Source organism: Bradyrhizobium ivorense, from assembly GCF_900696085.1.
Classification (GTDB): Bacteria; Pseudomonadota; Alphaproteobacteria; order Rhizobiales; family Xanthobacteraceae; genus Bradyrhizobium; species Bradyrhizobium ivorense.
The window spans coordinates 103,986-129,781 of sequence record NZ_CAADFC020000023.1 but is presented as its reverse complement, the minus strand read 5'-3'; the positions used below and the strand labels follow the sequence as shown (position 1 = coordinate 129,781).

Here is a 25,796-nt window from a genome sequence, read left to right as displayed (position 1 = left end):
CATCGCTCCGGCGAGGTCAGTCGAAAGGACAAGGCTCTCGTTAACGCTCATTCCGGCATAAAGTGGCAGTGATAGGCTCCGGATGATTCGGGAGACCATTGATGCTGCGCTGGATATTGCCGCTCGCGATCGCGCTGTTTGCGATCCCGCCTGCTGACGCCACCGACGCCCCCGTCGCCACCAGGCAGGCCACCGTCAAGGCCGCACGCCAGTTGCCGGCCGGCCTGCCGCGCCGGAACTACGCCTACCGCACCACGATCGCGCCGCCGACCTATGTGCGCCGCGGCCGCCAGCTCGTGGTGGTCGAGCCCGAGGTCGTGGTGGTGCCGCTGAACTCGGAGCCCTACATCCCCTACGTGCCGGGTGAGCCGCTGTTGCCGGGATCGTCGTCGCTGCCCGGCTACTACGGCAACTCCCGCTCCTACAGCTATCTCGGCCCCTACTACGGCGGCGCCTATGTGGACTACTGGGACCGCCTGCCCTACGCCTGCGGCGTCTACGGCTACTGCTAGCGTGGCCCGTTCGCCGCAAAAGACCACGACATCCGCTTCGGGGAACGCCATCACCGCCGACCTCGTCGCCGTGCTGGTCGCCGTCACCGAGGGCACGCCGAAGATCATGACCATCGCCGGCGGCGCCGCGCTGCCGAGCGGGCCGTTCGAATTCAGCCACCGCTCGCTGCAGACCGCGCTCAGGGCCTGGGTCGAGACCCAGACCGGCCACCCGCTCGGCTATGTCGAGCAGTTGTACACCTTCGCCGACCGCGGCCGCTCCGGCGACGTCAAGGGGCCGCACAGCGTCTCCATCAGCTATCTCGGCCTCACGCGTGAGGACCAGGTCGGCGAGAGTTTTGAGGCGCACTGGTCCGGCTGGTACGATTATTTCCCCTGGGAGGACCACCGTGCCGGCGCGCCGCCCTTCATTGCAAAGTTGATCACGCCGAAACTGAAGGCGTGGGCGAAGTCGGCACCGACGCCGCCGTTGCAGCGCGAGCGCTGGCAGCGCTGCGCCATCACCTTCGGCCTCGATGAGCGCGACTGGAACGAGGAGCTGGTGCTGCAACGCTACGAGCTGCTCTATGAGGCCGGCCTGATCCCGGAGGCCGGACGCGCCCATGGCCGCGACACCGCCGTCGTGCCGGGCAAGCCGATGACCGCGGATCATCGCCGCATCCTTGCCACCGGGCTCGCCCGGTTGCGCGCCAAAATCAAATACCGTCCGGTCGTGTTCGAGCTGATGCCGGCCGAGTTCACCCTGCTGCAACTGCAACGCAGTGTTGAGGCGCTCGCAGGCCGGCTGCTCCACAAGCAGAACTTCCGCCGCCTCATGGAGCAGCAGGAACTCGTTGAAGAGACTGGCGCAATGGCCGCGGATACCGTCGGCCGTCCCGCCAAGCTGTTCCGCTTCCGCCATGGCATTCTGGCGGAACGGGCCATTACCGGCACCAAGCTTCCGCTGTCGCGCACTTGACAGACCTTATGCTCAGGATAAGTATAAGCCATCTTATGCTCACGGAGAGTATAAATGGCCAGTCCCAACGCCGAACTGCTCGAGCGCACCGCGCCGCTGTATGAGCGCGTCAAGCGCGTGATCCCGCCCTTCGAATGGGCCACCTTCGCCGAGGATGTCGATGCGATCCTCGCGCTGAAACGCCGCCGCAACGCGGTGGTGCTGGCGCATAATTACCAGACGCCGGAGATCTTCCACGGCGTCGCCGACATCGTCGGCGACAGCCTCTTGCTGGCGCGCGAAGCCACCAAGGTCGATGCCGACGTCATCGTGCTCGCGGGTGTGCATTTCATGGCCGAGACCGCAAAGCTGCTCAATCCGGCCAAGACCGTGCTGATCCCCGACCTCAGGGCCGGCTGCTCGCTGGCGGACTCCATTACGGCAGCCGACGTGCGGCTGATGCGCGCGCGCTATCCCGACGCGCCTGTGGTCGCGTATGTCAACACCTCTACCGCGGTGAAGGCGGAGTCCGACATCTGCTGCACCTCAGGCAACGCTCTGAAGGTGGTGGAATCGCTCGACGCCGAGCGCGTCATCATGCTGCCGGATGAGTATCTGGCGCAGAACATCGCCAAGCAGACCAGCAAGAAGATCATCGCCTGGAAGGGCCATTGCGAGGTGCATGAGCTGTTCACCGCGGACGACGTGCGCCAGTTGCGCGAAAATTACCCCGACGTCACCGTCCTGGCACATCCGGAATGCCCGCCTGAGGTGGTGGCCGAAGCGGACTTTGCGGGGTCGACGGCCGCGATGCAGTCGTTCGTCGAAACCAAGCGGCCGCCGCGCGTCGTGCTGCTGACGGAATGCTCGATGAGCGACAACATCGCGGCCCGTAATCCCGATGTCGACTTCGTCCGCCCCTGCAATCTCTGCCCGCACATGAAGCGGATCACGCTGAAGAACATCCGTCACGCGCTGGAGACCAATCAGCACGAGGTCACGATCGATCCTGAGATCGCCGAGCGCGCGCGCAAGAGCGTGGAAAGGATGCTGGCGATATGAGCACCGACATCTCCGATCTGACCGGCCGCCCGGTCATCATCGGCGGCGGCGCCGCCGGGCTGATGACCGCGCTCGAGCTCGCCCCCGAACCGGTCGTGCTGCTGTCGAAATCGCCGCTCGGCGCCGAGGCGTCCAGCATGTGGGCGCAGGGCGGATTTTCCGCCGCGGTCGGCGCCGACGACAGCCCTGCCCTGCATCTCGCCGACACGCTCGCGGCCGGCGCCGGCCTGTGCGACGAGGCCGCCGCGAGCCGGATCGTTCACGCCGCGCCCGCGGCCGTCGAAACTTTGGCCAAGCTCGGCGTCGGCTTCGACCGGCGTGCGGATGGCAGCTGGCGGCTCGGCCTAGAAGCCGCGCACAGCCGCAACCGCATCGTGCACGCGACCGGCGACGGCACGGGACGCGAGATCATGCGCGCGCTGATCGCGGCTGTCCGGCGCACGCCGTCGATCACGCTGCTGGAAGGCGTCGAGGCGCGGCGGCTACTGGTCGAGGACAATACGATCAAGGGCGTGCTGGCGGCAAACGATCGCGGCCCACTGACGATCGCGACCAACCGCGTCGTGATCGCGACCGGCGGCATCGGCGGGCTGTTCGCCGACAGCACCAATCCGGGCGGCTGCTTTGGCCAGGGGCTCGCGCTCGCTGCACACGCCGGCGCAACGCTCGCCGATCTCGAATTCGTCCAGTTTCACCCGACCGCCTTCGACGGGCCGTCGCGGCCGATGCCGCTGCTGACCGAGGCGATCCGCGGCGACGGCGCGCTGCTGATCGACGAGGCCGGGCAGCGCTTCATGGCCGACCAACCCGGCGCCGAGCTCGCGCCGCGCGACATCGTCGCGCGCGCGGTGTGGCGCCACCGCGCCGCCGGCCACCGCACCTTCCTCGATGCGCGCCAGCATCCGGGCGCCGATTTTGCGCAGCGCTATCCCGTGATCAGCGCGTTTTGCAAGATGGCGGGCATCGATCCGGCGCATGATCCGATCCCGATCCGCCCCGCAGTGCACTATCACATGGGCGGCATCGCGGTTGACGGCACAGGCCGCAGCAGCGTGCAGGGCCTGTGGGCCTGCGGCGAAGCCGCGCGCACCGGACTGCACGGCGCCAACCGGCTCGCCAGCAACTCGCTGATGGAAGCGATCGTTTGCGCGCGGTGGGTCGCCGAGAGCATCGAGGGGGTGAGCGCGGGTCCACGTGCGATGTTGCGCGAGGAAGCTGCGCCGCCCGCTGCCGATCCCTCAGCGGTGCGCCCGATCCTGACCCAGGGGCTCGGCGTGCTGCGCGACCGTGATGGGATCGAGCGTGTCATCCTCAGCCTTTATCCGTTTGCGCGCGGCCCGGGCGCGGCGTCTGACGCGGCCCTGGTCGGACTGATGATCGCGGTCGCCGCCGTCAGGCGCGAGGAAAGCCGTGGCGGACATTTCCGCACCGACTTTCCGGACACCGCATCCTCGGCCGTGCCGTCGTCCCTTACCCGCACAGAAGCGCTCGCCGCTGCGCGCGCCATCGTCGAGTCCAATCCATTCGTCAGGAGTGCCCTGTCATGACCCTCAATCCGCTGTTGCCGCTGATGTACGAGCCGGTCGTGCAGACCGCGCTGCGCGAAGACCTCGGCCGCGCCGGAGACATCACGGCCGACGCCATCGTGCCGGCCGGCCAGCAGGCCCGGCTGGTGATGCGGGCACGGCAACCCGGCGTCGTCGCCGGGCTCGACGTTGCGCGCTCGGCGTTTCAGATGGTCTCGCCGGCCATCGAGCTGCGCGCCGAGCGGCCCGACGGCAGCGCGGTCGAATCAGATCAGGTGATCGCGATCATCGACGGTCCGGCCCGCAGCCTGCTGACCGCGGAGCGGACCGCGCTCAACTTCCTCTGCCACCTCAGCGGCGTCGCCACCGCGACCGCGACACTCGTGAAAGCCGTGTCCGGCACGCGTGCGCAGATCGTCTGCACCCGCAAGACCACGCCGGGATTGCGCGCCCTGGAAAAATACGCGGTCCGCGCCGGCGGCGGCGGCAATCACCGCTTTGGGCTCGACGATGCCGTGCTGATCAAGGACAACCACATCGCACTCGCCGGCGGCATCCGCACCGCGATCGAACGCGCCAAGGCCAATGCCGGTCACCTCGTCAAGATCGAGGTCGAGGTCGACACAATCGCCCAGCTAGAGCAGGCGTTGGCGCTCGGCGTCGATGCGGTGCTGCTCGACAACATGACGATCGAGCAGATGGCGCAGGCCGTGACGATGGCCCGCGGCAAGGCGATCACCGAGGCTTCCGGCCGCATCACCGCGGCGACAGCGCCGGCGATTGCGGCCACCGGCGTCGATTTGATTTCGGTCGGCTGGGTGACCCACAGCTCCGCCGCGCTCGATATTGGGCTCGACTATCTGTCGTGAAGACCTGAAGGATCAGCCGGGCTGGCCGACCGGAACGAGGTTCGGCTGATCCCGTTCGGTCCGCCGCGCGGCGAACCGCTCGGCCTGCAGTACCGCAAGCGTCAGCACGACGATCGCGACCGCCTGATGCGTCAGCGCCAGATCGATCGGCACCTGATGCAGCAGCGTCAGGACGCCGAGCGTCGCCTGCAGCGTAATGGCCGCGACCAGCCACCAGGCGCCCGCAATCACGCCGCCTCCGGCGCGCGCGCGCACCGCATCGATTGCGTGCAGGATCGCCAGCGCGAACAAGAGGTACGCGGTCATGCGGTGCTCGAACTGCACCGTCAGCGTGTTGTCGAACAGATTGCGCCACCACGGCGTCTCGAACCAGAGACGGTCGGCCGACGGAATCAACGCGCCATCGATCTCGGGCCAGGTGTTGAAGACCTTGCCGGCGCGCAGCCCTGCGACCAGCGCGCCGAAATACAGCTGCACGAAAGTGAGGATCAGCAGCACCGCGCTGGTGATCTTCAACCTGACCGGCGCGATCAGCGGCGGACGCTCGGTCAGCCGCCGCAGCGTCCAGACGATCGCTGCGAAGATCAGCAGTGCCAGCACCAAGTGCGTCGCCAGCCGATACTGCGAGACCTCGACGCGCTGGGTCAGGCCGGACGCCACCATCCACCAGCCGACCGCGCCCTGCAGCGCACCGAGCCCGAAGATGAACCACAGCCGCCGGCCAAGTTCGCCGCTGACCGCGCCGCGCCACAGGAAGTACAGGAACGGCAATAGGTAAGCGACGCCGATGAAGCGGCCCAGCAGCCGGTGGCTCCACTCCCACCAGAAGATCGTCTTGAACTCGTCGAGCGTCATGCCGGCGTTGAGCTCGCGATATTGCGGGATGGCCTTGTAGCCCTCGAAGGCCTGCGTCCATTGCGCCGCGGTCAGCGGCGGCAGCGTGCCGGTCACCGGCTTCCATTCGACGATCGACAGGCCGGACTCGGTGAGGCGTGTGGCGCCGCCGACCAGCACCATCAGCGCGATCAGGGCGGCGACGGCCAACAGCCAGACCCGGACCGCACGGAGCTGCGACGTCTTTGCGGAAATACCGGCCATTTCGCCCTGACTTGATTGGATTTTCGCGCCCCTTATAGTCCGCCCCGCAAGCGGCGCAAGCGCCGCAGAGATCACGAGTTACCCACAATAGAGCCATGGCCATACGCACCCGCAAACTGCTCGGAACCATCTTCCTGCTGATCCTCGTCGTGGTGTGGTCGCTGCTCGGCATGACGGTGGCGCAGACGCCGTGGCTGGCCAATTCGGGGCTGCTGCAGGCGATCTTCTACGTGGTGGCGGGGCTCGGCTGGGTGCTGCCGGCGATGCCGATCGTCTCGTGGATGTCGCGGCCCGACCCGACCTAGAGGATGCTCAGCTCGCGCGTGTGGCGCGTCGGCTGCACCGGCGCGAACATCATGCCCGACAGCAGCACCCGCATCATCCGCAGCGAGCGCTGGCGTCCGTCCCAGGCGATGCGCGGCAGCGCGTAGAGATTGGTGCGGCCCTGCGCCCCGACGATGCCCGGCATCGTCGAGACCGCGCTGGCAAAGCCGGTCTCCTCCGCCATCAGCACATGTGCGCGACGAAAGGCGTCGCGATCGCCGAACGGAAAGGCGAAATGGCTGACCTGCCGCCGCAGCGCGCTCTCCGCCACCGCCTTCCCCATCGCCATCTCGCGCCGCGCATCGGCGTCCTTCAGGGTCGACAGCGCCGGATAGTTCACGGTGGCGCAACCGAACGACGCGTTGCGGTCCGCCGCCAGCTTCGCCAGATCCGACCAATCCAGCGACATATTGCGCGATAGCTGCGCGAGATCGACCGCATAGCGCCTGCCGAGATCGTTGATGGCAAGCGACCGGTCGGACGGCGATAGCCGGCGCATCCAGTCGTAGAGGAAATCGAACAGCTGGTATTTGTCCGACAGGCTCGAGACCTCGAAGTGCCGCTCGCCGCCGTCGATCATCAGGCCGATGCGGCTCTCGCGCGCGATCACGTCTTCGAGCGCCAGCCACCAGGCCTCGCCGACGCCGTCGGGAAACGCCGTCGGCAGATACACCGTGAAGGGAACGCCGTGGCCGGCGAGCACCGGATAGGCATGCGTGATGAGATCCTTGGAGGCGCCATCGAAGGTCAGGCAGGCAAAGCGCCGCTTCTCCGGCAGCGTCACCGCGCGGCGGCACGCCTCGTCGATGCCGACGATGTCGTAATTCCAGCGCTTCAGCGCCTGGATCGTCCAGTGCAGGAATTGCGGCGTGATCTCCCGGGATTTCAGCGGCTGGAACCGGGCCCGGCGCGGCGGGCGGACCCGTTCGAAACGCAGGATCACGCCGGCGCCGCCGACGTCGCGCGGCGTCCAGCTGAAGGCGCCGCTGAAATACGCGAGCTCCATTCGGGCCCGCCGCAAAAACCCGCTATCCGACGCCACGGTCGCACGTCCCCCGCGGTTCCCCGCGCACCGCCAACGCATTGTTATTACTCTATTAAGAGCCTCTTTAAGGGGCTGAAAACGCGGAGCTATTTGCCTCGCACTCTGGTTATCCCCGGAATTTTCCCCAGAATAAGATTACAGCCTCCCTGTCGAGGGACGCACCGCGACATTCGTATGTGCATCGCGCATCACCATTGCCTTCATCCAATCTAAATTTGCAAGGACCCCGCCGACTCAATCTACAATTGCCTCTTGCAAACGAGCCAAGGCATCTTGAATGATTGATCGGATTGTTCGGCAACTAGTCCCGCAACCTGCCGAGCCAAATCAAAGACGGCTGTTTTCTGAATACGCTGAGACGCCCAACATAGTGCTATTGGGCGCGCCCGGCGCCGGGAAAACTCACCTGTTTATCGAAACCGCAGCCAAGAATGGCATGCGAGTTACGACGCGCGATTTCTTGAACATTCCTACCTTGCCAGCTGCGACAACTTTGTTCATCGATGCGCTCGATGAGCGTCGAGCAGGACGCGGTGACCAGAGCACGATCGATGCCGTCGTTCAAAAATTGTTTGATGTGCAGCCAAAACAACTTCGTATCTCCTGCCGCGAAAGTGACTGGCTGGGCTCGACCGACCTCGCAACCTTTCAGCCGTACTTCAACAGCCACGGAGGATACGTAGTTTTAGCGCTTGAAAAGCTGACAGAGGAGGAACAGCGAGCCGTCTTACAAATGCAAGGCGTGACAAATCCGAACGAATTTCTAGAACAGGCGGCAGAACGCGGACTGAACGACCTCCTTGAGTCTTCGTTGCTAAGTAGGGCACGAAAGTGGGACATCGTCCCGACCGACCAGAGAGCCTGCAACCCCCCGCTTTCGTGCAACGGCGGAAGCTCCCGCCGGGCCTACCACTTCTCGAAAGATCAAATCGTTGGCTCGCGGCAACGGGTCGACTGCGCGCAAGCAGCAAACACCAACGCGAACCTTGATGCCTTGGAAACGGTCTCCGGATGTTCCCCAGAAATCGGCAAGAGGGGATGCAATCATGTGCCTAATTCGGCCGGCACAAGATACCTTCTCATGGCGCTAAGCTATTGAAATGTTTACGTAGGCTGCCATGGGTCCCCCACGGCATATGTTCTTACTCTTTGTTGACATTTCCCTGCGAAGGTCGGCCTCAGCCGAGGACTGTATATTAATACCTATAACAATTCGGGTTTCGAGATGACCATGGCTGCGGCAATCGAAGGCCAGACGGCAACCACGCGGACATGGTCGAATGCGATCCGCATCGCCGGTGTCGACATCTTCCATGATCTCACTGCGGCCGAAGCGGTCTGGCGCGGCCTCGAGACGCCGCAGCACTCCTACACCCCCTATCAGCGCTTCGACTTCCTCGCTGCCTGGCAGCGCCAGGTCGGCGAGCGCGAGGGCGCGCGGCCCTTCATCGTTGTGGCCCACGACAGCGAGCGCCGGCCGCTGCTGCTGCTGCCGCTCGCGATCGAGCAGCGCCTCGGCGCGCACTGCGCGAGCTTCATGGGCGGCAAGCATGCGACCTTCAACATGGGGCTTTACGACAAGGACTTCGCCGCCAACGCGACCGAAGCCGACCTCGCAGCCCTGATCGGCTTGATCGCGGAGCGGTCCCGCCTCGATGCGCTGGCGCTGCATCAGCAACCGCTGCGCTGGCAGGACCTGCCGAACCCGCTGTCCCTGCTGCCGCACCAGCCTTCGGTCAATGATTGCCCGCTGCTGACGATCGAGCCGGGCGCGGCGCCGGCGACGCTGGTCAGCAATTCGTTCCGCCGCCGCCTCAAGGGCAAGGAGCGCAAGCTGCAGGCGCTGCCCGGCTATCGCTATCACGTCGCGACCGAGAGCGCCGACGTCTGCCGCCTGCTCGACTGGTTCTTCCGCGTCAAGCCGCAGCGCATGGCCGAGCAGAAGCTGCCCAACGTGTTCGCCGAGCCCGGCGTCGAGCAGTTCATCCGCGCCGCCTGCCTCGCGCCGCGCGCCGACGGCAAGGGATACGCCATCGACATCCATGCGCTGGAATGCGACGAGGAGGTGATCGCGATCTTCGCCGGCGTCGCCGACGGCCATCGCTTCTCGATGATGTTCAACACCTACACGATGTCGGGCAATTCGAAATACAGCCCCGGCCTGATCCTGATGCGCGACATCATCGATCGCCATGCCGGCGAGAACTATCGCGCGCTCGACCTCGGCATCGGATCGGACGAGTACAAGCGGCTGTTCTGCAAGGACGACGAGGCGATCTTCGACAGCTTCATCCCGCTCAGCCTGCGCGGCCGGCCGGCGGTCAGCGTGCTCTCCGGCATCAACCGCGCCAAGCGCGCGGTGAAGCACAACCCGGCCCTGCTCGAGATCGCGCAGAATCTGCGCAGCATGTTCCGCTGAACCCTTAGCCCGTATCAGACCCGGTGCGGCCGTTCGGATCGCCGAGCCGCTTCATCGCGTCGAACACCAGGGCAGCCGCCGGCGACAGCGCGCGGGCGCGGAGCTTGATCAGCCCGTAGCTCTCCAGCATGAGCTGATCGCCGATCTGCAGCATCTTGAAGCGCTGCCGGTCGACCAGGTCGAACATCAGCATCGGGACCGGCACGATCGCATCGATCCCGGCCGCGATCCCAACCGAAGCAAGAAACGACTCGGTGTTGATGACCCGGCGCGGCGGCGTCAGGCCGCGACTGAGGAACAGCCGCTCGACCCCTTGCCGCATGAAGGATTCCCGCGGCTGGCAGATCCACTGCTGCTCGACCATGTCGGCGAGATCGACGCTGTTGCGTAGCGCCAGCGGGTGCTCGGCGCGAACCAGCAGCGCCGCCTCCTCGGCGCCGATCTCGTGATACTCGAACTGCCCGGGATCGACGCCGGCGGGAATCCTGGCCACCACGAAATCGAGCTCGAGCGCACGCAGGCGTGCGATCAGCGGCGGACTGGTCGAAACATCGAGCGAGATGTTCACCCGGTTGAGCTTCTCGCCGAGATATTGAATGACGTCGACGACGAGGTCGATGCTCGGCTTGGCGACCGTGCCGACGGACACCGTCCCGAGCTCGCCGGACTTGTAGCCCGCGAATTCGTCGGTGACCTGATCGAGATCGGCCAGCACGCTTTTGCCGCCGCGGATCAGGATCGCGCCATAGTCCGTCGGCTCGACACCGCGCGCGGTGCGTTCGAACAGCGGAACCCGCGCCAGCGCCTCGATCTCGGCCAGCATCTTCGAGGCCGCAGACTGGGTAATGTTGAGGCGTTCCGCGGCCAGCTGCAGCTTGCGCTCGGCATCCAGCGCGACCAGCAGGCGCAATTGGCGCAGTTTGAGATTCTTGATCACGACTCCGTCACCTGCTCGCCCCGGCAAGGTTCCCGCATTCATGCCGCGACGCATCATGACAGTTTCGCCGTGGCTCCATTCCCAAATGCCATTAGTCACGCGCCCATCGATTACACAACAATGACCGGAACACTTGCAAGGGCAAGTCGACGGGCCGCTGCTGGTACACCAATGCGCCGCATTTGACAGCGGCGTCAGCGCGTCGAACCGACAATCAGAAAGGGATGGAAGCGATGACCGACAATGTCGAGAAGCGCGCGATCGGGAAAATGATGCGGCGGCTGATCCCGTTCCTGATCCTCTGCTATTTCGTGGCCTATCTCGATCGCGTCAATGTCGGCTTCGCCAAGTTGCACATGAATGCCGCGCTTGGCCTCAGCGAAGCGGCCTACGGACTCGGCGCCGGCCTGTTCTTCATCGGCTACTTCTTCTTCGAGGTGCCCTCCAACATCCTCTTGGAGCGCTTTGGCGCGCGGCGCTGGATCGCCCGCATCATGATCAGCTGGGGCATCGTCTCGGCGGCATTCGCCTTCATCCCGTCGATGTCGGCGGCGACCGGCCTGTCCAACGAATGGATCTTCTACTTCCTGCGGCTGCTGCTCGGCGCCTGCGAGGCCGGCTTCTTCCCCGGCATCATCTTCTATCTGACGCTCTGGTTCCCCAGCGTCTATCGCGCCCGCGTCATCAGCCTGTTCATGCTCGCGATCCCGATCTCGAGCATCATCGGGTCGCCGATCTCTGGACTGCTGCTCAATCTGTCGGGGCTCGGCCTGCACGGTTGGCAGTGGCTGTTTGTCCTGGAGGCGCTGCCGTCGGTTTTGGTCGGCTTCGCCGTGCTGATCCTGCTGCCTGACTTCCCGCGCCAGGCGCACTGGCTGCGGCCGGACGAGATCAAGTGGATCCAGACCACGCTCGACTTCGAGCGCCAGCAGACCGAGGCCGTGGAGCACATTTCGGTGCTGCAGTCGCTCACCGATTCGCGCGTCCTTGCCTGCGCGCTGGTGTATTTCTGCCTCAATGCCGCGAGCTACGGCGTCGCGTTCTTCCTGCCGACCATCATCAAGGCGTTCGGCGTCACCGACACCCAGACCGGCCTGATCGCGGCCTTGCCCTTCATCTTCGGCGCCATCGGCATGGTGCTGCTCGGCCGCCATTCCGACCAGACCGGCGAGCGGCGCTATCATGTCGCCGCGGCGCTGACGCTCGCTGCGGTCGGCATCGGCCTTGCCGGGCTGGTGTCGAGCCCGGTGCTGATCGTTGCCCTGCTCTGCCTCGCCCAGATCGGCGTGTCATCGGTGCCGCCGATGTTCTGGCCGATGCCCGCCAGCATTCTGACCGGCGCCTCGGCTGCGGCCGGCATCGCCGCGATCAACTCGCTCGGCAATCTCTCCGGCTTCGCCGGTCCGTTCGCGATGGGCTATCTGAAGGATTTGACCGGCGGCTTCACCGCAGGCCTGTTGCTGCTCGCCGTGATCGGATTGATCGGCGCGCTGGTCACGATCCGGCTGCGGATCGATCCGGTCCTCGAACGGTCCGCGCGGCAGCCGGTGCTGGCGCACTGACGGTCTAAGCCGCCACCACCCGGGGCCCCGGCATCGGCTCCGACGGCTGGCACGGCTTGCTCAGCATCGTGACGTGGGCGAAGCCGACGGCCTTGAGCTGATCGACCATCAGCCGGCGCGCATCCTGCGCCATCGCCGCGTCGGGCACCACGACGGCCTGCGCCTGCGCGGTCAGCAATTCGGCCGGTAGGTCGACCGCCGAGCCGGCGTCGAGCAGCACGTGGTCGTAGACCCGGAGCAGCGCGTCGATCGCGAGCGTCAGCCGCGGCGATTGCAGATGGGCGCGATCGAACCCAGGCCGCCCGGCACTGACGAGTTGGACGCGCGACTGCCGGTCCTTGGTGATGATCTGCGCGAAGGTCGCCTCGCCCTGCATCAGCTCGGCGAGTCCCGGCGCCGCCGGATCGACCGAGGCCGCCGTCAGCGTCGGCGACGACGCGACGAGATCGACCACCACGACCTTGGCCTGCTGCCCCATCAGCCGCGCCAGCGCCAGCGCCGTCGACGTGACGCTTTCGGCGGCCGCGGTGCCGAGGATGGTGACCTTGTGCGCGGCGGGCCCGGCTTCGACCAGACGGCTTGCGACCTCGTCGATTTCGCCGGCCAGCGCCGCGGGCACCGCCGGCGGCTCGCCGACCGCGCGTGCCGGCGCCGCAGCGGGCTCCGGCGGCAATTCGGGCGCCATGGTCAGGTCGGGCTCACGCGAAAACTTCGGCTCCGGCGTCTCGATCACCGGCTCCAACACCGGATCGATCGCCGGCTCGCGGCGCTTGACCGTCGCCGCGACCGCGCGGGTGACCGCGGCCCCCGGTGCCGACATCCGCAGCAGTTCGCCGGTGATGATGATGCCGGAGGACAGCAGCAGCGTCGCGATGGTCGCGATCAGCACGATCGGCAGCTTCTTCGGATAGGCCGGCGTGTTGGAGACCGTGGCGCGCGAGATGATGCGGCCGTCGGTCGGCGCGGCCTCGATGTTTTCGCGCGCCGTCGCCTCGCGATATTTGGCGAGGTAGGCTTCCAGCAGGTCGCGCTGCGCCTTCGCTTCACGCTCCAGCGCGCGCAGCTGCACGTCCTGGCTGTTGCTCGAGGAAGCCTGCTTCTTGGACTGGTCGAGGCTCTTCTGCAACTCACCGACCCGATCGCGCGCCAGGCGGGCGTCGTTGTCGAGCGAACGCGAGATCTTGCCGGCCTCGTCACGCAGCTGCCGGTCGTAATCGGCGACCTGGGCCTTCAATTCCTTGATGCGCGGATGATTGTCGAGCAGCGTCGACGACTGCTCGGCGAGCTGCGCGCGCACCGCGGCGCGCAGCTCGGCAAAGCGCCTGATCGTGTCCGAGTTGAGCACTTCGGACGCCTCGATCGGCTTGCCGCTCTGCAGCATCTCGCGGATCAGCCGCGCCTTGGTCTCGCTGTCCGCCATCAGCACGCGCGCATTGTTGAGCTGCGTGTTGAGCTCGCCCATCTGCTGGTTCGACAGCGGGATGTTGTTGTTGCCGACGAACAGGCTCGACTTCGAGCGGAATTCCTCGACCCGCGAATCCGCATCCGCGACCTTGCCGCGCAGCTTGTCGATCTCGCCGAGCAGCCAGGTGCTGGCCGACTTGGCCTGATCTTGCCGCGCCGCCTGCTGCAGCACGAGATAGCCGTCGGCGATCGAGTTGGCGACGCGCTCGGCGAGATCGGGATCCTCCGACTGGAATTCGACGACGATGACGCGCGACTTGTCGACCGCAAAGGCCTGGAAGCGCTCGTAGTAGGAATCGAGCACCCGCTCTTCCGGCGTCAGCGTGAACGGGTCGCGGCCGATGCCGAACAGCGCGAGCACCGACTTCAGCGGCGAGAAGCCGCGCAGCACCGGGTCGAACTCCGGGCGCTCGGCGAGCTTGTTCTGCTTGATGATCTGGCGGGCGAGATCGCGCGACAGCAACAGTTGCACCTGGCTGGTCACGGCTTCCGCATCGAGCGACGTGCGCTCGAGGTCGCGCTCGCCGTTCGGCCGCAGGAAGGCGTTCTCGCGATTGTCGACCAGGATGCGCGCTTCCGACTTGTAGCGCGGGGTCACGACGTTGACGGCGGCGAGCGACACCGCGAACACCAGCACGGTGGGAATGATGATCCAGGCGCGCCTGCGCGCCAGTGCGCTGCCAAGCACATGCAGATCGAGATCGCCGGCCTCGGATGCGCGCGCCGGCTTGGCGGCGGCTTCAGTTGAAGCCGGCCTTGCAATGGGCTCGCCGGCAACGGGCGCAGATTTCGGCAACGCCCGCTGCACGACGGCCTTCTCCTTGCCAATACGCCAAAATGCAAAACGCATCACACAACTCCCGCGGACGCCGCGACTCGGCCTCAACGGAGGCGATTACAGTCCATTAAGGTTGCTGCTGGGTTAATCGGGCGCTCCGGGGTCCAGCCCCGGGGAGCAATTCCCTCACGCTTTGTTAACCATGAGCGCGGTTAATCGGAGCCGAAATTTCTTGCGGGATTCCTCATATGCGCGGTTTGCGCACTCCCACCGTTTGCCTGATTGCCGCGCTCGTATTGTCGGGCTGCATGGGGCGCACTGCGCCGGTCGCCGTCGGCCCGGCCCCTGGCCTTGATTCCATGGCCTATGCCGGGCCCGCCCCGATGGCTGCCGCCTATGCCGAGCCCGGCCCGGCCGGCGATGGCTACCATCTCGGCCCCGGCGACAAGCTCCGCGTCGTGATCTACGGCCAGGAAGGCCTCACCAACACCTACGTGCTCGATGCTACGGGCGCGATCACGCTGCCCTTGATCGGCTCGGTGCCCGCGCGCGGCCGCACGCCGGCCGGGCTCGCGAGCGAGATCACCGCCAAGCTGCGCAACGGCTATATCCGTGAGCCGTCGGTGGCGGTCGAGATCGAGGCCTATCGTCCGTTCTTCATTCTCGGCGAAGTCCAGGCGCCCGGCCAATATCCCTACGTTCCCAACATGACGGTGGAGAGCGCGGTCGCCATCGCCGGCGGCTTCTCGCCGCGCGCCAAGCGCGATGCCGTCACCCTCACCCACACCGACGCATCGGGGTCGGGCCGCTTCGTGGTTCCGCTCGGCACGCCGATCGGCCCCGGCGACACCGTGTTCGTCAGCGAACGCTGGTTCTGATCGATGGCCCAAGAATCGATGGCCCAAGAATCGATTGCCCAAGAGCAGACCCAGGAACCGCCGCTCCGCATCCTGCACGTCGTCCGCGCGCCGGTCGGCGGCATCTTCCGTCACATTCTCGACGTCGCCAACGGCCAGATCGCGCGCGGCCACCATGTCGGCATCGTCGCCGACAGCCTGACCGGCGGCGCGCGGGCCGAGGCGGCGCTTGCCGAGATCGAGCCCCGTCTGAAGCTCGGCGTGCGCCGCGTGCCGATCCAGCGCGAGCCGCGGCTGGCCGATGCCGCGATCTGGGCGCGCATCTCCGGCCTGATCCGAAAACTGAAGCCCGACGTCGTGCACGGTCACGGCGCCAAGGCCGGCGCCTATGTCCGGCTGCGGCGGCGTTCGAAGCAGGTCGTTCGGGTCTACACGCCGCATGGCGGCTCGCTGCATTACCCGCTCGATACGCTGAAGGGCAGGTTCTACGGCCAGCTCGAACGTACGCTGATGAACAGCACGGACCTGTTCCTGTTCGAGAGCGCGTTTGCCCGCAACACCTACCAGCGCACCGTCGGCGTGCCCAGCGCGGGGGTGGTGCACTGCGTCTTCAACGGCGTCACCGCGGAGGAATTCGAGCCTGTCGCCAAGGCCGACGACGCCACCGACGTGGTCTATGTCGGCGAGTTCAGGCACATCAAGGGCGCCGACCTCCTGATCGATGCGGTCGCAAAGCTGCGCGCCGAGGGCAAGCCGGTGACGCTGACCCTGGGCGGCGACGGCGAGGAGACCGAGCGGCTCAAGGCGCAGGTCAAGCGGCTCGCGCTCGGCGATGCCGTCCGCTTCATCGGCCACGTCAAGGCGCGCTACGGCTTCTCCAAGGGCAGCCTGCTGGTGGTGCCCTCGCGCGGCGATTCGATGCCCTATGTGGTGATCGAGGCCGCGGCGGCCGGGGTTCCGATGATCGCCGCCAATGTCGGCGGCATCCCGGAAATCTTCGACACCCACACCGACGCGCTGTTCGCGCCCAGCAATGTCGGCGCGATGGCGGATGCGATCAAGGCGGCGCTCGACGATCCGGCGGCGACCGCGGCGCGAGCGCAAAAATTGCGCGAGCGGATTTCCGAACATTTCTCGCAGAGCGCGATGGTCGAGGGCGTGCTGGCCGGCTACCGCGACGCCTTTGCCAAACATTAACCATTCCTTGCAGACGTAACCGTTTCTTCCGATTTGTCCCCTTAAGTCACGTCCGGGGGAATTTCGCCGCTGCTCCCGCATGCCCATGTGCATGCGCAGGAATGGACGTGGACACGTGGAACCGCTTAACGCACGCTCGATGCTGGATGCCGCTGCGTCGGCAACGGCCGCTCAGCCGCAAGTCGAACGACGCCGGCGCCTGTCGGCGGCCGCACTCGCCGTCACCAACCAGAAAGTCCGCAGCGCCTACTCGCCGGTCGTGATCGCCGGCGTGGTCCGGGTCGCCGACTTCGTGCTGCTCAGCCTGGTCGGCGTCGCCCTCTATCTCGCTTACGTGATGCCGCAGGCCGGCTTCTACTGGGGATACATCGCGGCGATCCTGGTCATGTCGCTTGCCGCGGTGATCTGTTTCCAGGCCGCCGACATCTACCAGGTGCAGATCTTCCGCGGCCAGCTCCGCCAGATGACGCGGATGATCTCGTCTTGGACCTTCGTCTTCCTGCTGTTCATCGGCGCATCGTTCCTCGCCAAGCTCGGCGGCGAGGTGTCGCGGGTCTGGTTGTCGTCCTACTTCTTCGCCGGCCTGGCGGTATTGATCGCCGAACGCCTCGTGCTGCGCTCGATGGTGCGCGCCTGGGCGCATGACGGCCGGCTCGACCGCCGCACCATCATCGTCGGCGCCGACCAGAACGGCGAGCAGTTGATCGAGGCGTTGAACGCCGAGGACGACACCGACATCCACGTGCTCGGCGTGTTCGACGATCGCAACGACGGCCGCGCCATGGACACCTGCGCCGGCTCGCCGAAACTCGGCAAGGTCGACGACATCGTCGAATTCGCCCGCCGCACCCGGGTCGACCTCGTGCTGTTCGCGCTGCCGATCTCGGCGGAGATCCGCATCCTGGAAATGCTGAAGAAGCTGTGGGTGCTGCCGGTCGACATCCGCCTCTCGGCGCACACCAACAAGCTGCGCTTCCGCCCCCGCTCCTACTCCTACCTCGGCAAGGTGCCGACGCTCGACATGTTCGAGGCGCCGATCACCGACTGGGATCTGGTGATGAAATGGCTGTTCGACCGCATTGTCGGCGGCCTGATCCTGCTCGCGGCATTGCCGGTGATGGGATTGGTCGCGCTCGCGGTCAAGTTCGACAGCCCGGGCCCCGTGCTGTTCCGGCAGAAGCGCTTCGGCTTCAACAATGAGCGGATCGACGTCTACAAGTTCCGCTCCCTGCATCACCATCAGGCCGACCCCACCGCCTCCAAGGTCGTGACCAAGAACGACCCGCGCGTGACACGTGTGGGCCGTTTCATCCGCAAGAGCTCGCTCGACGAGCTGCCGCAGCTGTTCAACGTCGTGCTGAAGGGCAATCTCTCTTTGATCGGTCCGCGTCCGCACGCGGTGCAGGGCAAGCTGCAGAACCGCCTGTTCGACGAGGCCGTCGACGGCTACTTCGCGCGCCACCGCGTCAAGCCCGGCATCACCGGCTGGGCCCAGGTCAACGGCTGGCGCGGCGAGGTCGACACCGACGAGAAGATCCAGAAGCGCGTCGAGTTCGATCTCTATTACATCGAGAACTGGTCGGTGCTGTTCGACCTCTACATTTTGTTCAAGACCCCGTTCTCGCTGCTGACCAAGAACGAGAACGCGTACTGACTAACTGCCGTCATTGCGAGCGCAGCGAAGCAATCCATGTCGCAGCACGGGGATATATGGATTGCTTCGCTGCGCTCGCAATGACGGGCGTGAGTGCATCTTGTTGTAGCGTTGCGTGAGTATCCGATGGCCTATGCGGCGACAGCCGGAACGTCCTATTCGCCGATCGCGGCGTCCCCCGGCGTGCTGGCGCTGCAGCGGGCGCTGGTCTGGCTGGCCGGCGCGTCCGGCGCCATCGTGTTCATCGAGCCGAGCCCCTATGAGCTCGTCACGCTGACCGCGAGCCTGCTGTTCTTCGCCACCGGGCTGCGGATGCGGCTGGTCTTCATGCCGCTGCTGTTTGCGCTGATCGTGCTCAATGTCGGTTACAGCATCGGCGCGGTGCCGTTCCTCGACAAGCCGGAGGTCGTGACCTGGGTTTTCACCTCCTGGTACATGGCCGTCACCGTGATCTTCTTCGCCATGGTGATGTCGGAAGATACCGAGGCGCGGCTCGACATGCTGCGCCGCGGATTGCTGGTCGGCGCGATGATCGCGTCGCTCGCCGGCATCGCCGGTTACTTCCGTCTGGTGCCCGGCGGCTACGACCTGCTGACGCTGTATGACCGCGCCCGCGGCACCTTCAAGGATCCGAACGTGCTCGGCGCGTTTCTCGTGCTGCCGGCGCTGTTCGCGCTGCAGAGCGTGGTCTCGGACCGTTTCGGCAAGGCGTTCCGCAACGCCATCGCCTTCGGGATCATCTCGCTCGCGGTCCTGCTGTCGTTCTCCCGCGCCGCCTGGGGCGGCCTGGTACTGACGTCGGTGTTCATGCTGGCGCTGATGGTGCTGACCAGCCGCTCGCAGGCGCAGCGCTCGCGCATCATCGTGATGACGCTGGTCGCGGTGATCCTCGCGGTCGCGCTGGTTGCGGTGCTGCTCTCGATCGGCACGGTCGCGGATATGTTCAAGCAGCGCGCGAGCTTCGACCAGAGCTATGACGAAGGCCGCTTCGGCCGGTTCGGCCGCCACATCCTCGGCGCGCAGATGGCGCTGGAAATGCCGTTCGGCATCGGGCCGCTGCAATTCCACACCTACTTCCCCGAGGACACCCACAACTCCTTCCTCAACGCCTTCATGTCGGGCGGCTGGATCTCCGGGGTTTGCTATCCGGCGCTGGTGTTCGTCAGCGTGATCGTCGGCTTCCGCTATGTCTTCATGCGGGTGCCGTGGCAGCGCTCCTATCTGGCGGTGTTCTCGGCGTTTCTCGGCACCGTCGCCGAGAGCTTCATCATCGATACCGACCACTGGCGGCACTTCTGGATGATCCTGGGCACGATGTGGGGCATGTACGCGGCGGCCGAGCGCTATCGCGCGACGTCGGCGGCGGCCCTCAGCGCCGACGCTTCGGCGGCATCTTGAGGCTGGCGCGCTGCTCCGGCGGCGTGTCGATCACGACCTTCAGCGCCTCGGTCGCCTCCAGCACGCCCTTGTAGCCGTCATTGGCAAAGCGCAGCAGCAGGCGCAGCTCGTCGTCGGTATAGGTGCTCCACAGCCGCGACATCGCCTCCTGCATCGGCACGTAGAACTTGCCGATCTCGGCGGCCTTTTCCTCCACCACCGAGATGAAGACCTTGCGCCGGTCGCTCTCGTCGCGCTCGCGGCGCACGTAGCCGGCCTTCTCCAGACGGTCGACCACGCCGGTAATGGCGCCGGTGGTCAGTCCCGTGACCTCGGCAAGACGGCCCGCGGTGACGCGCCCCTCGAGGTACAGGATGTCCATGCATTCCATGTCGGAATTGGAAATTCCGGCCATGTTCGCAACGGCTTGGCCATACATCACGCCCTGCGCCGACGACCGCCGCATCGCCTCTTCGAGTTCCTGCATCAGCACCGCACGCGAGTCCGCTCTTGACAAGCCCGATCCTCTACCTTACGAGATTGATATCTTAGTTACTAAGAAGATTAGCAACTGATCTTTCCTAACTCACATCGACGCATGGAGCAAGGCATGACCCGACGTCCCCGTAAAGCTCTGATCATCGGCGCCGGTATCGCAGGTCCCGTGGCCGCAATGTTCTTGAAGCGCGCCGGCATCGAGGCCGAAATCCACGAGGCCTGGCCCTACTCCACCGGGAGCGGCGGCGGGCTGCAGATCGCGCCGAACGGCATGCACGTGCTGGCGGAGCTCGGGCTCGCCGACGAGCTGATCCGTCGCGGCTCGATCGCCGAATCGTTCGACTTCTATTCGCAAGCCGGCAAGAAGCTCGGCTCGCTCAACCGCAACATGCAGCAGCGCTTCGGCCAGCCCGCGGTCAACATGTGCCGCGCGACGTTGAACGAAACGCTGGTCGACAAGGCCTGGTGCTCGAACGTCTCGGTGTATTTCGAGAAGCGCCTGGTCAAGATCGAGGATCGCGGCGATCAGCCGGTGATCGCCTATTTCGCCGACGGCACGACCGCGGAGGGCGATTTCGTGATCGGCGCCGACGGGGTCCATTCGGTGGTGCGCCGGCACGTGATCCCTGACGGCCCGACGCCGTTCGATACCGGGCTGATCGGATTCGGCGGCTTCGTGCCGCGCGCGCTGATCGAAAGCCTGCCGATCGGTCAGCGGGTCGAGACCACGTTCGGACAAAGCGGCTTCTTCGGCTACGCCCTGTGCAGCCCCGATCCCGAAGCCGGCGCGATGTGGTGGAGCACGCAGCCGTCGCACGGCATGACCGCGGCGGCCTACCGCCTGCAGAGCCAGGACGCGATCAAGCAGCACCTGCGCGATTTCCACGCCGGCTGGCACGATCCGATCCCGGCGATCATCGAGGCAGCCGAGAACATCGTGGTCACCGACACGCTCGACGTCGCGACGCTGCCGACCTGGTCGCGCAAGCGCACGCTGCTGATCGGCGACGCCGCGCATGCCACCAGCCCGCATGCCGGCCAGGGCGCGTCGCTGGCGCTGGAGGACGCGATGCGGCTCGGCGCCTTGATGCGCGAAGGCCAGGAGCTCGGCCAGACCTTCCAGGCCTTCGAGCACGAGCGGCGCCCGCGCGCCGAGAAGATCGTGGCGCTCGCCCGCCGCAACGGCAACAGCAAGCGCGAGTTCAGCCCGACCGGGGCCTGGCTGCGCGATCACATGCTGAAGCTGTTGCTGCCGGTCTCGTCGAAAGCCATGGATTTCATGTACGCGTACAATCCACGCGCGGCGTAGGCGTTGCTGTCATGCCCCCGCGAAGGCGGGGGCATGAAGTACGCCGAGGCCTCTCGGCTCAAGCTCAACCGTCTCTGGAGTATCGGATCGCCCGGTCAAGGCCAGGCGATGACAGCGGAGTTTTGGGGAGCCTCGGTGGCAAACGCGAGGACGTGAACCAGAAGGCGTTAGCTCCGCTAGATGGGCAGGCAGATCGCCGCATACTCGCTGTCGTCCCCCGGCTTGACCGGAGATTTCGGTGACAGTGCACTAATCGCCAACGGGCAGTTAAGTGCACTGTCACCGTAATCCGCTGTCACCGTAATCCGTAGTCGGACTTAGATCGGCTCAAACTCATTCTCTAGATCGACAAGTAGTTTCTTAAAGGCTTCAACGTCGCTTCGCTCCCCATCTGTTAACCGATCAATGAAGAATTTGTCTTGTAGCTCCAGAGGCAACAAGGATGCTTCGTGATCGTTGTATTTCGTCAACGTCCATTTGCACGACGGTCGCGGATCTACGACATCGAAAAAGACCAACGGAACTGGGATAGGAAATGCACCTTCCAACAAACGCTTAAACATGGTGTGATCCTGTTCAAATTCGTCTACCCAATTCAGAAAATTCGAGAGAGCCTCAGAGGCACCCCCTCCCCATGTCGGCTCCTGCAAGAGCCTTACGAGCGCTCCTGTTGCTCGAACAACCGAGACGGTTCCATTCGAACGAGCACTAGCATTCCTCAAGAAGTTGGAAATCCGCTTATCTTCATCATGAAGGCTCTGAATTCCCCTCGACCCAGCGCAATATTCGCGCGCAATCTTAACAGATTGCGCGGCAACGTCGGGTAAAGGGCGTTTCAATTCCATCAAGTAGCGCAACATGACGTCGCACGCGCGCTTCACAGCCGTTCGGTTATCGGTGCGTTCCTCAAATTGATCGACAATTGAGAGACTGTCGTAGACTGTCATGGTTATTGTACAAACCTTATGTTGAAATACCGCAACGCTTGAGAGCAGGTGATGCATGGCTCAATTGATGCTCCTTGCACCGTGCTTCCCAACCTTTTGATTGCGGCAGTAGCGATGGAACCTCCGTTTGGATTTACCCCCGCATTGAGCGCTTGACTTATGCAGCCTATTTCCGCGCAGCTCCCGCCAAATGCAGAGTTCTTAGGGAAGCTGTTTATCAGGGCTTCGACTGTTGAATTAACTGCTGTCGGTGTTTCGCTCTTGCGAAAGCGGGCAAGCCGGGCGACGACGGAAGATTTGCCCGGGTTCGTCCCGGCACCCACGGCGCGCTGATAGATTTCGGAATATTGGAATATTACCCCCGAGTTGCCCGACGTGTCAAGCCGCCTTGTCGAGCCGCCTTGTCGAGCGAGCGCCGGCCGCCACCGGCTACTTTGCATGGGGTTGTTTTTCGGGTTTTGGCCGGGCGAGGTAAAGCGACCTACTTCTCGACCTGGAACGTCAGCCCGGCGTGATCGACCAGCCGCTTGATCAGCTTGTGCTGCATGGCGGCGCCCGGGGTCCAGAAGCCGGCGGCCACGTCCGGCGTGTCGCGCAACAGGCAGATCGCGCATTCGGAAATCATCTTCGAGGTCGAGCCGTAGCCGGGATCGCGGTCGCCCTTGATGCCGGCGCGGACCGCGCGGCCATCCGGCGCGATGGCGAGATAGAGCAGGTCGTAGCGGCCGTTCTCGCGCTCTTCCTTCGACGGCCCCTCGCCCGGCTTCGGCGCGCCCGGGCCGGTCTTCTCGGTATTGAGCGCCATCACCTTCCTGGCGTTGGCTTCACCCTTCTCGCCGGGGCCGGTCAGCACCATCTCGTCGTAGACGAACTCCTTGCCGTAGGGAAAGCCCATCAGCATGTTGGAGCGGTGGACGTTGCGGGTGTTGATCAGCGCCATCATGAACGGCGCCGCCCAGGATTGCAGGTCCTCCTCGTAGGCCGGCTTGCTGCCGCGCGGCTGCTTCGGACCGTCAAAGCCCGGCGTCAGCGCGAACGGGTTGTTCAGGATGGCGATGAGGCTGAGATCTTTTGCAACTGCATCGAACGTCGCCTTGGCGCTCGCCGCAGTGCCTCCGGACAGCGTCCCGCGCATGTCGCGCACGCGGCCCTTCACGCGCGGTGCCGGCGCGCCGAACACGCGCGTGGCCTCGTCCTGCACGAACAAGGTGCCGAGCTCGAACGGAACCGAGTCGAAGCCGCAGGAGAACACGATGCGCGCGCCGCTCGCCTTCGCCGCGGCTTCATGCTTGTCGATCATCTGCCGCATCCAGACCGGCTCGCCGCAGAGATCGAAATAGTCCGTTCCGGTCTCGACGCAGGCCGCGATCAGCTCATTGCCGTAGAGCTGATACGGGCCGACCGTCGAGATCACCGACTTGGTTTGCGCGACCATCGCCTTCAACGCGGCAGCGTCGCTTGAATCGGCAACGATCAGCGGCGTATCGGCGGGCGCGCCGATCGCGTCGCGGACCGCGGCGAGCTTGTCCTTGCTGCGCCCGGCCATCGCCCATTTCAGGCTGCCGTCGCGATAATGCGCGGCGAGATATTCGGCGACGAGCTGGCCGGTGAAGCCGGTGGCGCCATAGACGACGATGTCGAGTTGCGGCGAGGCCATAGATCAGGTTCCCTGCGGGGCGAACTGGCGCCCTTTTGTCACCGCGGACGCGACAGCGCAATCCGCTATTTAACTCGCTATTTCTTGCCGTACGACACGCCCATGCCGGCGCGCACGTCGGCCTGGATGCCGTAAGGCGCGATCGGATAGCGCAGGCCGTTCTTGGCGAGTTGCTTCATGCCCGCGATCGCCTTGACGAGATAGGCCGGCGGCAGCGCCATCAGCATCTCCTCGTCGGGCACGCCGCCATAGCGGCGCTCGGCAAAGCACGGCAGCGACAGGCTCGGCTCGCCGGTCTTCAGCGCGCGCCCCCAGGAATCCGCGCAGGCGGTTTCGCCGACGACGCCCCACTCGAACTTCTTGTAGCCGGTGTATTGAAGCCCGTTGATCAGGATGATCATCTGTCCCGGCGTCGCATAGACGAGGCAGATATCGGGCGGATTGATCCGGCCGGAGGTGAGCGGGCTCACCGCCATCGCCTGGTACTGGCCGTAAGGCACGACATCGAGCGCCTCCTGGCGCTTGCGCGCGTCCTCCGCGGTGCCGTGCCAGACCCCGACATAATTTTCGCCGGCAAGCCATTTCTCGTCCTGCGGCGCGAGCCCGATCACCGCGCGGCACTGCGCGCCGACCAGATCATCGCCGGTGATGCCGACGGTCCAGCCGAGCCGCGACGCCATGCTGACGATCTGGTCGGTGGTGTGCACGGCTGACGGGCGGCGAATTTTCGGGATCGCTTCCATGTCCTCGACACGGGAAAACATCTTGATGCCGATCACCGTGGTCTTCAGCCGCAACAGGCTGTTCAGATCGGCGACGATGGCACCGAGGTCGAACTGTTCCGGCGGTGTCTGCTGTTGCATGGCGAAAACTCCCGTGATCGGCGGCTTGACGCCGCCTGTTGCTTCGATGTTAGCCGGATTGCGCGGCTGATGCGACAAGCCTGTGGCGCGCTCTATGGCGTCGCTGGACCGGGCAGCAGATCGTCGGTCTTGCCGGCCAGATGATAGGCTACGAGCCCGATCCATTCGCGCATGCCGAGCTCGGTGCGCGCCAGGCCTTCGATCGCGAGGTTGGCGAAGTCGAACACATTGCCGACGCGCCAGTCGACCGGATAGGCCTCGACCTTGAATCCCGCCTTGCGGAACAGCCCGACCGCGCGCGGCATGTGATAGGCCGAGGTCACCAGCAGCCAGCGCTCGCCCGGCTTGGGATCGACCAGCGCCTTGGAGAAGGTGGCGTTCTCCACCGTGTTGCGCGAATTGCGCTCGATGATCAGCCGCGATTTGGCAATGCCGAGGCTCTCGAAGGTCTCGGCGGCATAGTCGGCCTCGCGCGCGTCGGTCGCGATCAGATTGGCGCTGCCGCCGGTGAACACGAGCCGCGCATTCGGATATTTGCGCGCCAGCGCCACCGCCGCGATGACGCGATCGGGCGCGGCGCGCACCACCGGCATGCCATGGGCGGCCGAGATGTCGGCGTCGATCGAGCCGCCGAGCACGATGATGCCGTCGGGTGCGCCGCGCGAGGCATCCCACGGCGGAAAGCGCTGCTCCAGCCCGTACATCAGGACATTGCCGAGCGGCGAGAAGCCGCAGATCGCGAGCAGCAGCAGCGACGCCACCATCAGCAAGCGGCCGAGCCGAGCGAACCGCGTCAGCAGCAGGACGGCGCCGATGACGCCGATACCGATCAGGAAGTTGATCGGCAGCAGCATGATGCCGAGCGTCTTGGAGAGCACAAAAAACAAGGGAAGCCTCTGGGAAG

23 protein-coding genes are annotated in these 25,796 nt (G+C 65.4%); 14 read left to right on the top strand and 9 right to left on the bottom strand.

Going from position 1 to position 25,796, the window contains the following annotated elements; all coding sequences use genetic code 11:
* The first annotated feature begins 101 nt into the window (after nucleotides 1-101).
* From CI41S_RS29280 to nadC, 5 genes are read left to right on the top strand one after another with little or no spacing between them, the layout of a single operon-like run.
* Nucleotides 102-512, top strand: coding sequence for a hypothetical protein (locus CI41S_RS29280; RefSeq protein WP_244626728.1), 411 nt, complete (start codon nucleotides 102-104; stop codon nucleotides 510-512).
* A 1-nt stretch (nucleotide 513) separates the two neighbouring features.
* On the top strand, nucleotides 514-1,470 hold the full coding sequence (locus CI41S_RS29275; protein ID WP_172628234.1) for an NUDIX hydrolase: 957 nt from the start codon (nucleotides 514-516) through the stop codon (nucleotides 1,468-1,470).
* A 54-nt stretch (nucleotides 1,471-1,524) separates the two neighbouring features.
* Nucleotides 1,525-2,511, top strand: coding sequence for a quinolinate synthase NadA (gene nadA / locus CI41S_RS29270; protein WP_139862706.1), 987 nt, complete (start codon nucleotides 1,525-1,527; stop codon nucleotides 2,509-2,511).
* Nucleotides 2,508-4,058, top strand: coding sequence for an L-aspartate oxidase (locus CI41S_RS29265; protein ID WP_139862705.1), 1,551 nt, complete (start codon nucleotides 2,508-2,510; stop codon nucleotides 4,056-4,058). Before nadA ends, CI41S_RS29265 begins: the two co-directional genes overlap by 4 nt.
* A complete protein-coding gene (nadC, locus tag CI41S_RS29260) occupies nucleotides 4,055-4,906 on the top strand; it encodes a carboxylating nicotinate-nucleotide diphosphorylase (protein ID WP_139862704.1) in 852 nt (283 codons plus the stop codon). Before CI41S_RS29265 ends, nadC begins: the two co-directional genes overlap by 4 nt.
* A 12-nt stretch (nucleotides 4,907-4,918) precedes the next feature.
* On the opposite strand, the gene CI41S_RS29255 is transcribed toward nadC, so the two are convergent.
* Nucleotides 4,919-6,004, bottom strand: coding sequence for a COX15/CtaA family protein (locus CI41S_RS29255; RefSeq protein ID WP_139862703.1), 1,086 nt, complete (start codon nucleotides 6,002-6,004; stop codon nucleotides 4,919-4,921).
* Nucleotides 6,005-6,099: 95 nt separating this feature from the next.
* On the opposite strand from CI41S_RS29255, the gene CI41S_RS29250 reads away from it, so the two are divergent.
* On the top strand, nucleotides 6,100-6,309 hold the full coding sequence (locus CI41S_RS29250; protein ID WP_139862702.1) for a DUF2842 domain-containing protein: 210 nt from the start codon (nucleotides 6,100-6,102) through the stop codon (nucleotides 6,307-6,309).
* Here CI41S_RS29250 and CI41S_RS29245 read toward each other — a convergent pair.
* Complete coding sequence (locus tag CI41S_RS29245; protein ID WP_139862701.1) at nucleotides 6,306-7,334, bottom strand: polysaccharide deacetylase family protein; 1,029 nt, start codon at nucleotides 7,332-7,334, stop codon at nucleotides 6,306-6,308. The two genes, CI41S_RS29250 and CI41S_RS29245, sit on opposite strands and share 4 nt — an antisense overlap.
* A gap of 316 nt (nucleotides 7,335-7,650) precedes the next feature.
* Between CI41S_RS29245 and CI41S_RS29240 the strand changes: the two genes are divergently transcribed.
* Together CI41S_RS29240 and CI41S_RS29235 are read left to right on the top strand one after the other, a co-directional pair.
* Complete coding sequence (locus tag CI41S_RS29240; RefSeq protein WP_139862700.1) at nucleotides 7,651-8,472, top strand: hypothetical protein; 822 nt, start codon at nucleotides 7,651-7,653, stop codon at nucleotides 8,470-8,472.
* A 126-nt stretch (nucleotides 8,473-8,598) separates the two neighbouring features.
* Nucleotides 8,599-9,792, top strand: coding sequence for a GNAT family N-acetyltransferase (locus CI41S_RS29235; protein WP_139862699.1), 1,194 nt, complete (start codon nucleotides 8,599-8,601; stop codon nucleotides 9,790-9,792).
* Between the two features lie 4 nt (nucleotides 9,793-9,796).
* Here the strand turns inward: CI41S_RS29235 and CI41S_RS29230 are convergent, their stop codons facing one another.
* A complete protein-coding gene (locus tag CI41S_RS29230; RefSeq protein ID WP_139862698.1) occupies nucleotides 9,797-10,729 on the bottom strand; it encodes a LysR family transcriptional regulator in 933 nt (310 codons plus the stop codon).
* Nucleotides 10,730-10,953: 224 nt separating this feature from the next.
* Here CI41S_RS29230 and CI41S_RS29225 point away from each other — a divergent pair, with 224 nt between their 5' ends.
* Nucleotides 10,954-12,291, top strand: coding sequence for an MFS transporter (locus CI41S_RS29225; RefSeq protein WP_139483198.1), 1,338 nt, complete (start codon nucleotides 10,954-10,956; stop codon nucleotides 12,289-12,291).
* A gap of 4 nt (nucleotides 12,292-12,295) precedes the next feature.
* On the opposite strand, the gene CI41S_RS29220 is transcribed toward CI41S_RS29225, so the two are convergent.
* Nucleotides 12,296-14,605, bottom strand: a complete 2,310-nt coding sequence (locus CI41S_RS29220) for a GumC family protein (RefSeq protein ID WP_139862697.1) — start codon at nucleotides 14,603-14,605, stop codon at nucleotides 12,296-12,298.
* A gap of 176 nt (nucleotides 14,606-14,781) precedes the next feature.
* Here CI41S_RS29220 and CI41S_RS29215 point away from each other — a divergent pair, with 176 nt between their 5' ends.
* The 4 genes from CI41S_RS29215 to CI41S_RS29200 all read left to right on the top strand — a co-directional run bounded on the left by CI41S_RS29215 (nucleotide 14,782) and on the right by CI41S_RS29200 (nucleotide 19,639).
* Nucleotides 14,782-15,411 carry a polysaccharide biosynthesis/export family protein gene (locus CI41S_RS29215; protein ID WP_139862696.1) on the top strand — a complete coding sequence of 210 codons (630 nt, stop codon included), beginning with the start codon at nucleotides 14,782-14,784 and terminating at the stop codon, nucleotides 15,409-15,411.
* 18 nt (nucleotides 15,412-15,429) lie between these two features.
* Complete coding sequence (locus CI41S_RS29210; RefSeq protein ID WP_139483195.1) at nucleotides 15,430-16,587, top strand: glycosyltransferase family 4 protein; 1,158 nt, start codon at nucleotides 15,430-15,432, stop codon at nucleotides 16,585-16,587.
* Between the two features lie 115 nt (nucleotides 16,588-16,702).
* Nucleotides 16,703-18,241 carry an undecaprenyl-phosphate glucose phosphotransferase gene (locus CI41S_RS29205; protein ID WP_139862695.1) on the top strand — a complete coding sequence of 513 codons (1,539 nt, stop codon included), beginning with the start codon at nucleotides 16,703-16,705 and terminating at the stop codon, nucleotides 18,239-18,241.
* A gap of 126 nt (nucleotides 18,242-18,367) precedes the next feature.
* Nucleotides 18,368-19,639 (top strand): O-antigen ligase family protein, encoded by a 1,272-nt coding sequence (locus CI41S_RS29200; RefSeq protein ID WP_139862694.1) that lies wholly within the window; start codon nucleotides 18,368-18,370, stop codon nucleotides 19,637-19,639.
* On the opposite strand, the gene CI41S_RS29195 is transcribed toward CI41S_RS29200, so the two are convergent.
* Nucleotides 19,611-20,105, bottom strand: coding sequence for a MarR family winged helix-turn-helix transcriptional regulator (locus CI41S_RS29195; protein WP_139862765.1), 495 nt, complete (start codon nucleotides 20,103-20,105; stop codon nucleotides 19,611-19,613). The two genes, CI41S_RS29200 and CI41S_RS29195, sit on opposite strands and share 29 nt — an antisense overlap.
* Before the next feature lie 123 nt (nucleotides 20,106-20,228).
* On the opposite strand from CI41S_RS29195, the gene CI41S_RS29190 reads away from it, so the two are divergent.
* A complete protein-coding gene (locus CI41S_RS29190; RefSeq protein WP_139862693.1) occupies nucleotides 20,229-21,425 on the top strand; it encodes an FAD-dependent oxidoreductase in 1,197 nt (398 codons plus the stop codon).
* Nucleotides 21,426-21,742: 317 nt separating this feature from the next.
* On the opposite strand, the gene CI41S_RS29185 is transcribed toward CI41S_RS29190, so the two are convergent.
* The 4 genes from CI41S_RS29185 to CI41S_RS29170 form a co-directional block, all read right to left on the bottom strand.
* Nucleotides 21,743-22,372 (bottom strand): hypothetical protein, encoded by a 630-nt coding sequence (locus CI41S_RS29185; RefSeq protein WP_139862692.1) that lies wholly within the window; start codon nucleotides 22,370-22,372, stop codon nucleotides 21,743-21,745.
* A 481-nt stretch (nucleotides 22,373-22,853) separates the two neighbouring features.
* Entirely contained in the window at nucleotides 22,854-24,029 is a 1,176-nt protein-coding gene (locus CI41S_RS29180) for a saccharopine dehydrogenase family protein (RefSeq protein WP_139862691.1), read from the bottom strand.
* 77 nt (nucleotides 24,030-24,106) lie between these two features.
* Nucleotides 24,107-24,892: a DUF169 domain-containing protein gene (locus CI41S_RS29175; RefSeq protein WP_139862690.1), complete on the bottom strand. Its 786-nt coding sequence runs from the start codon at nucleotides 24,890-24,892 to the stop codon at nucleotides 24,107-24,109.
* A gap of 92 nt (nucleotides 24,893-24,984) precedes the next feature.
* On the bottom strand, nucleotides 24,985-25,779 hold the full coding sequence (locus tag CI41S_RS29170) for a YdcF family protein (RefSeq protein WP_139862689.1): 795 nt from the start codon (nucleotides 25,777-25,779) through the stop codon (nucleotides 24,985-24,987).
* Nucleotides 25,780-25,796 lie beyond the last annotated feature (17 nt).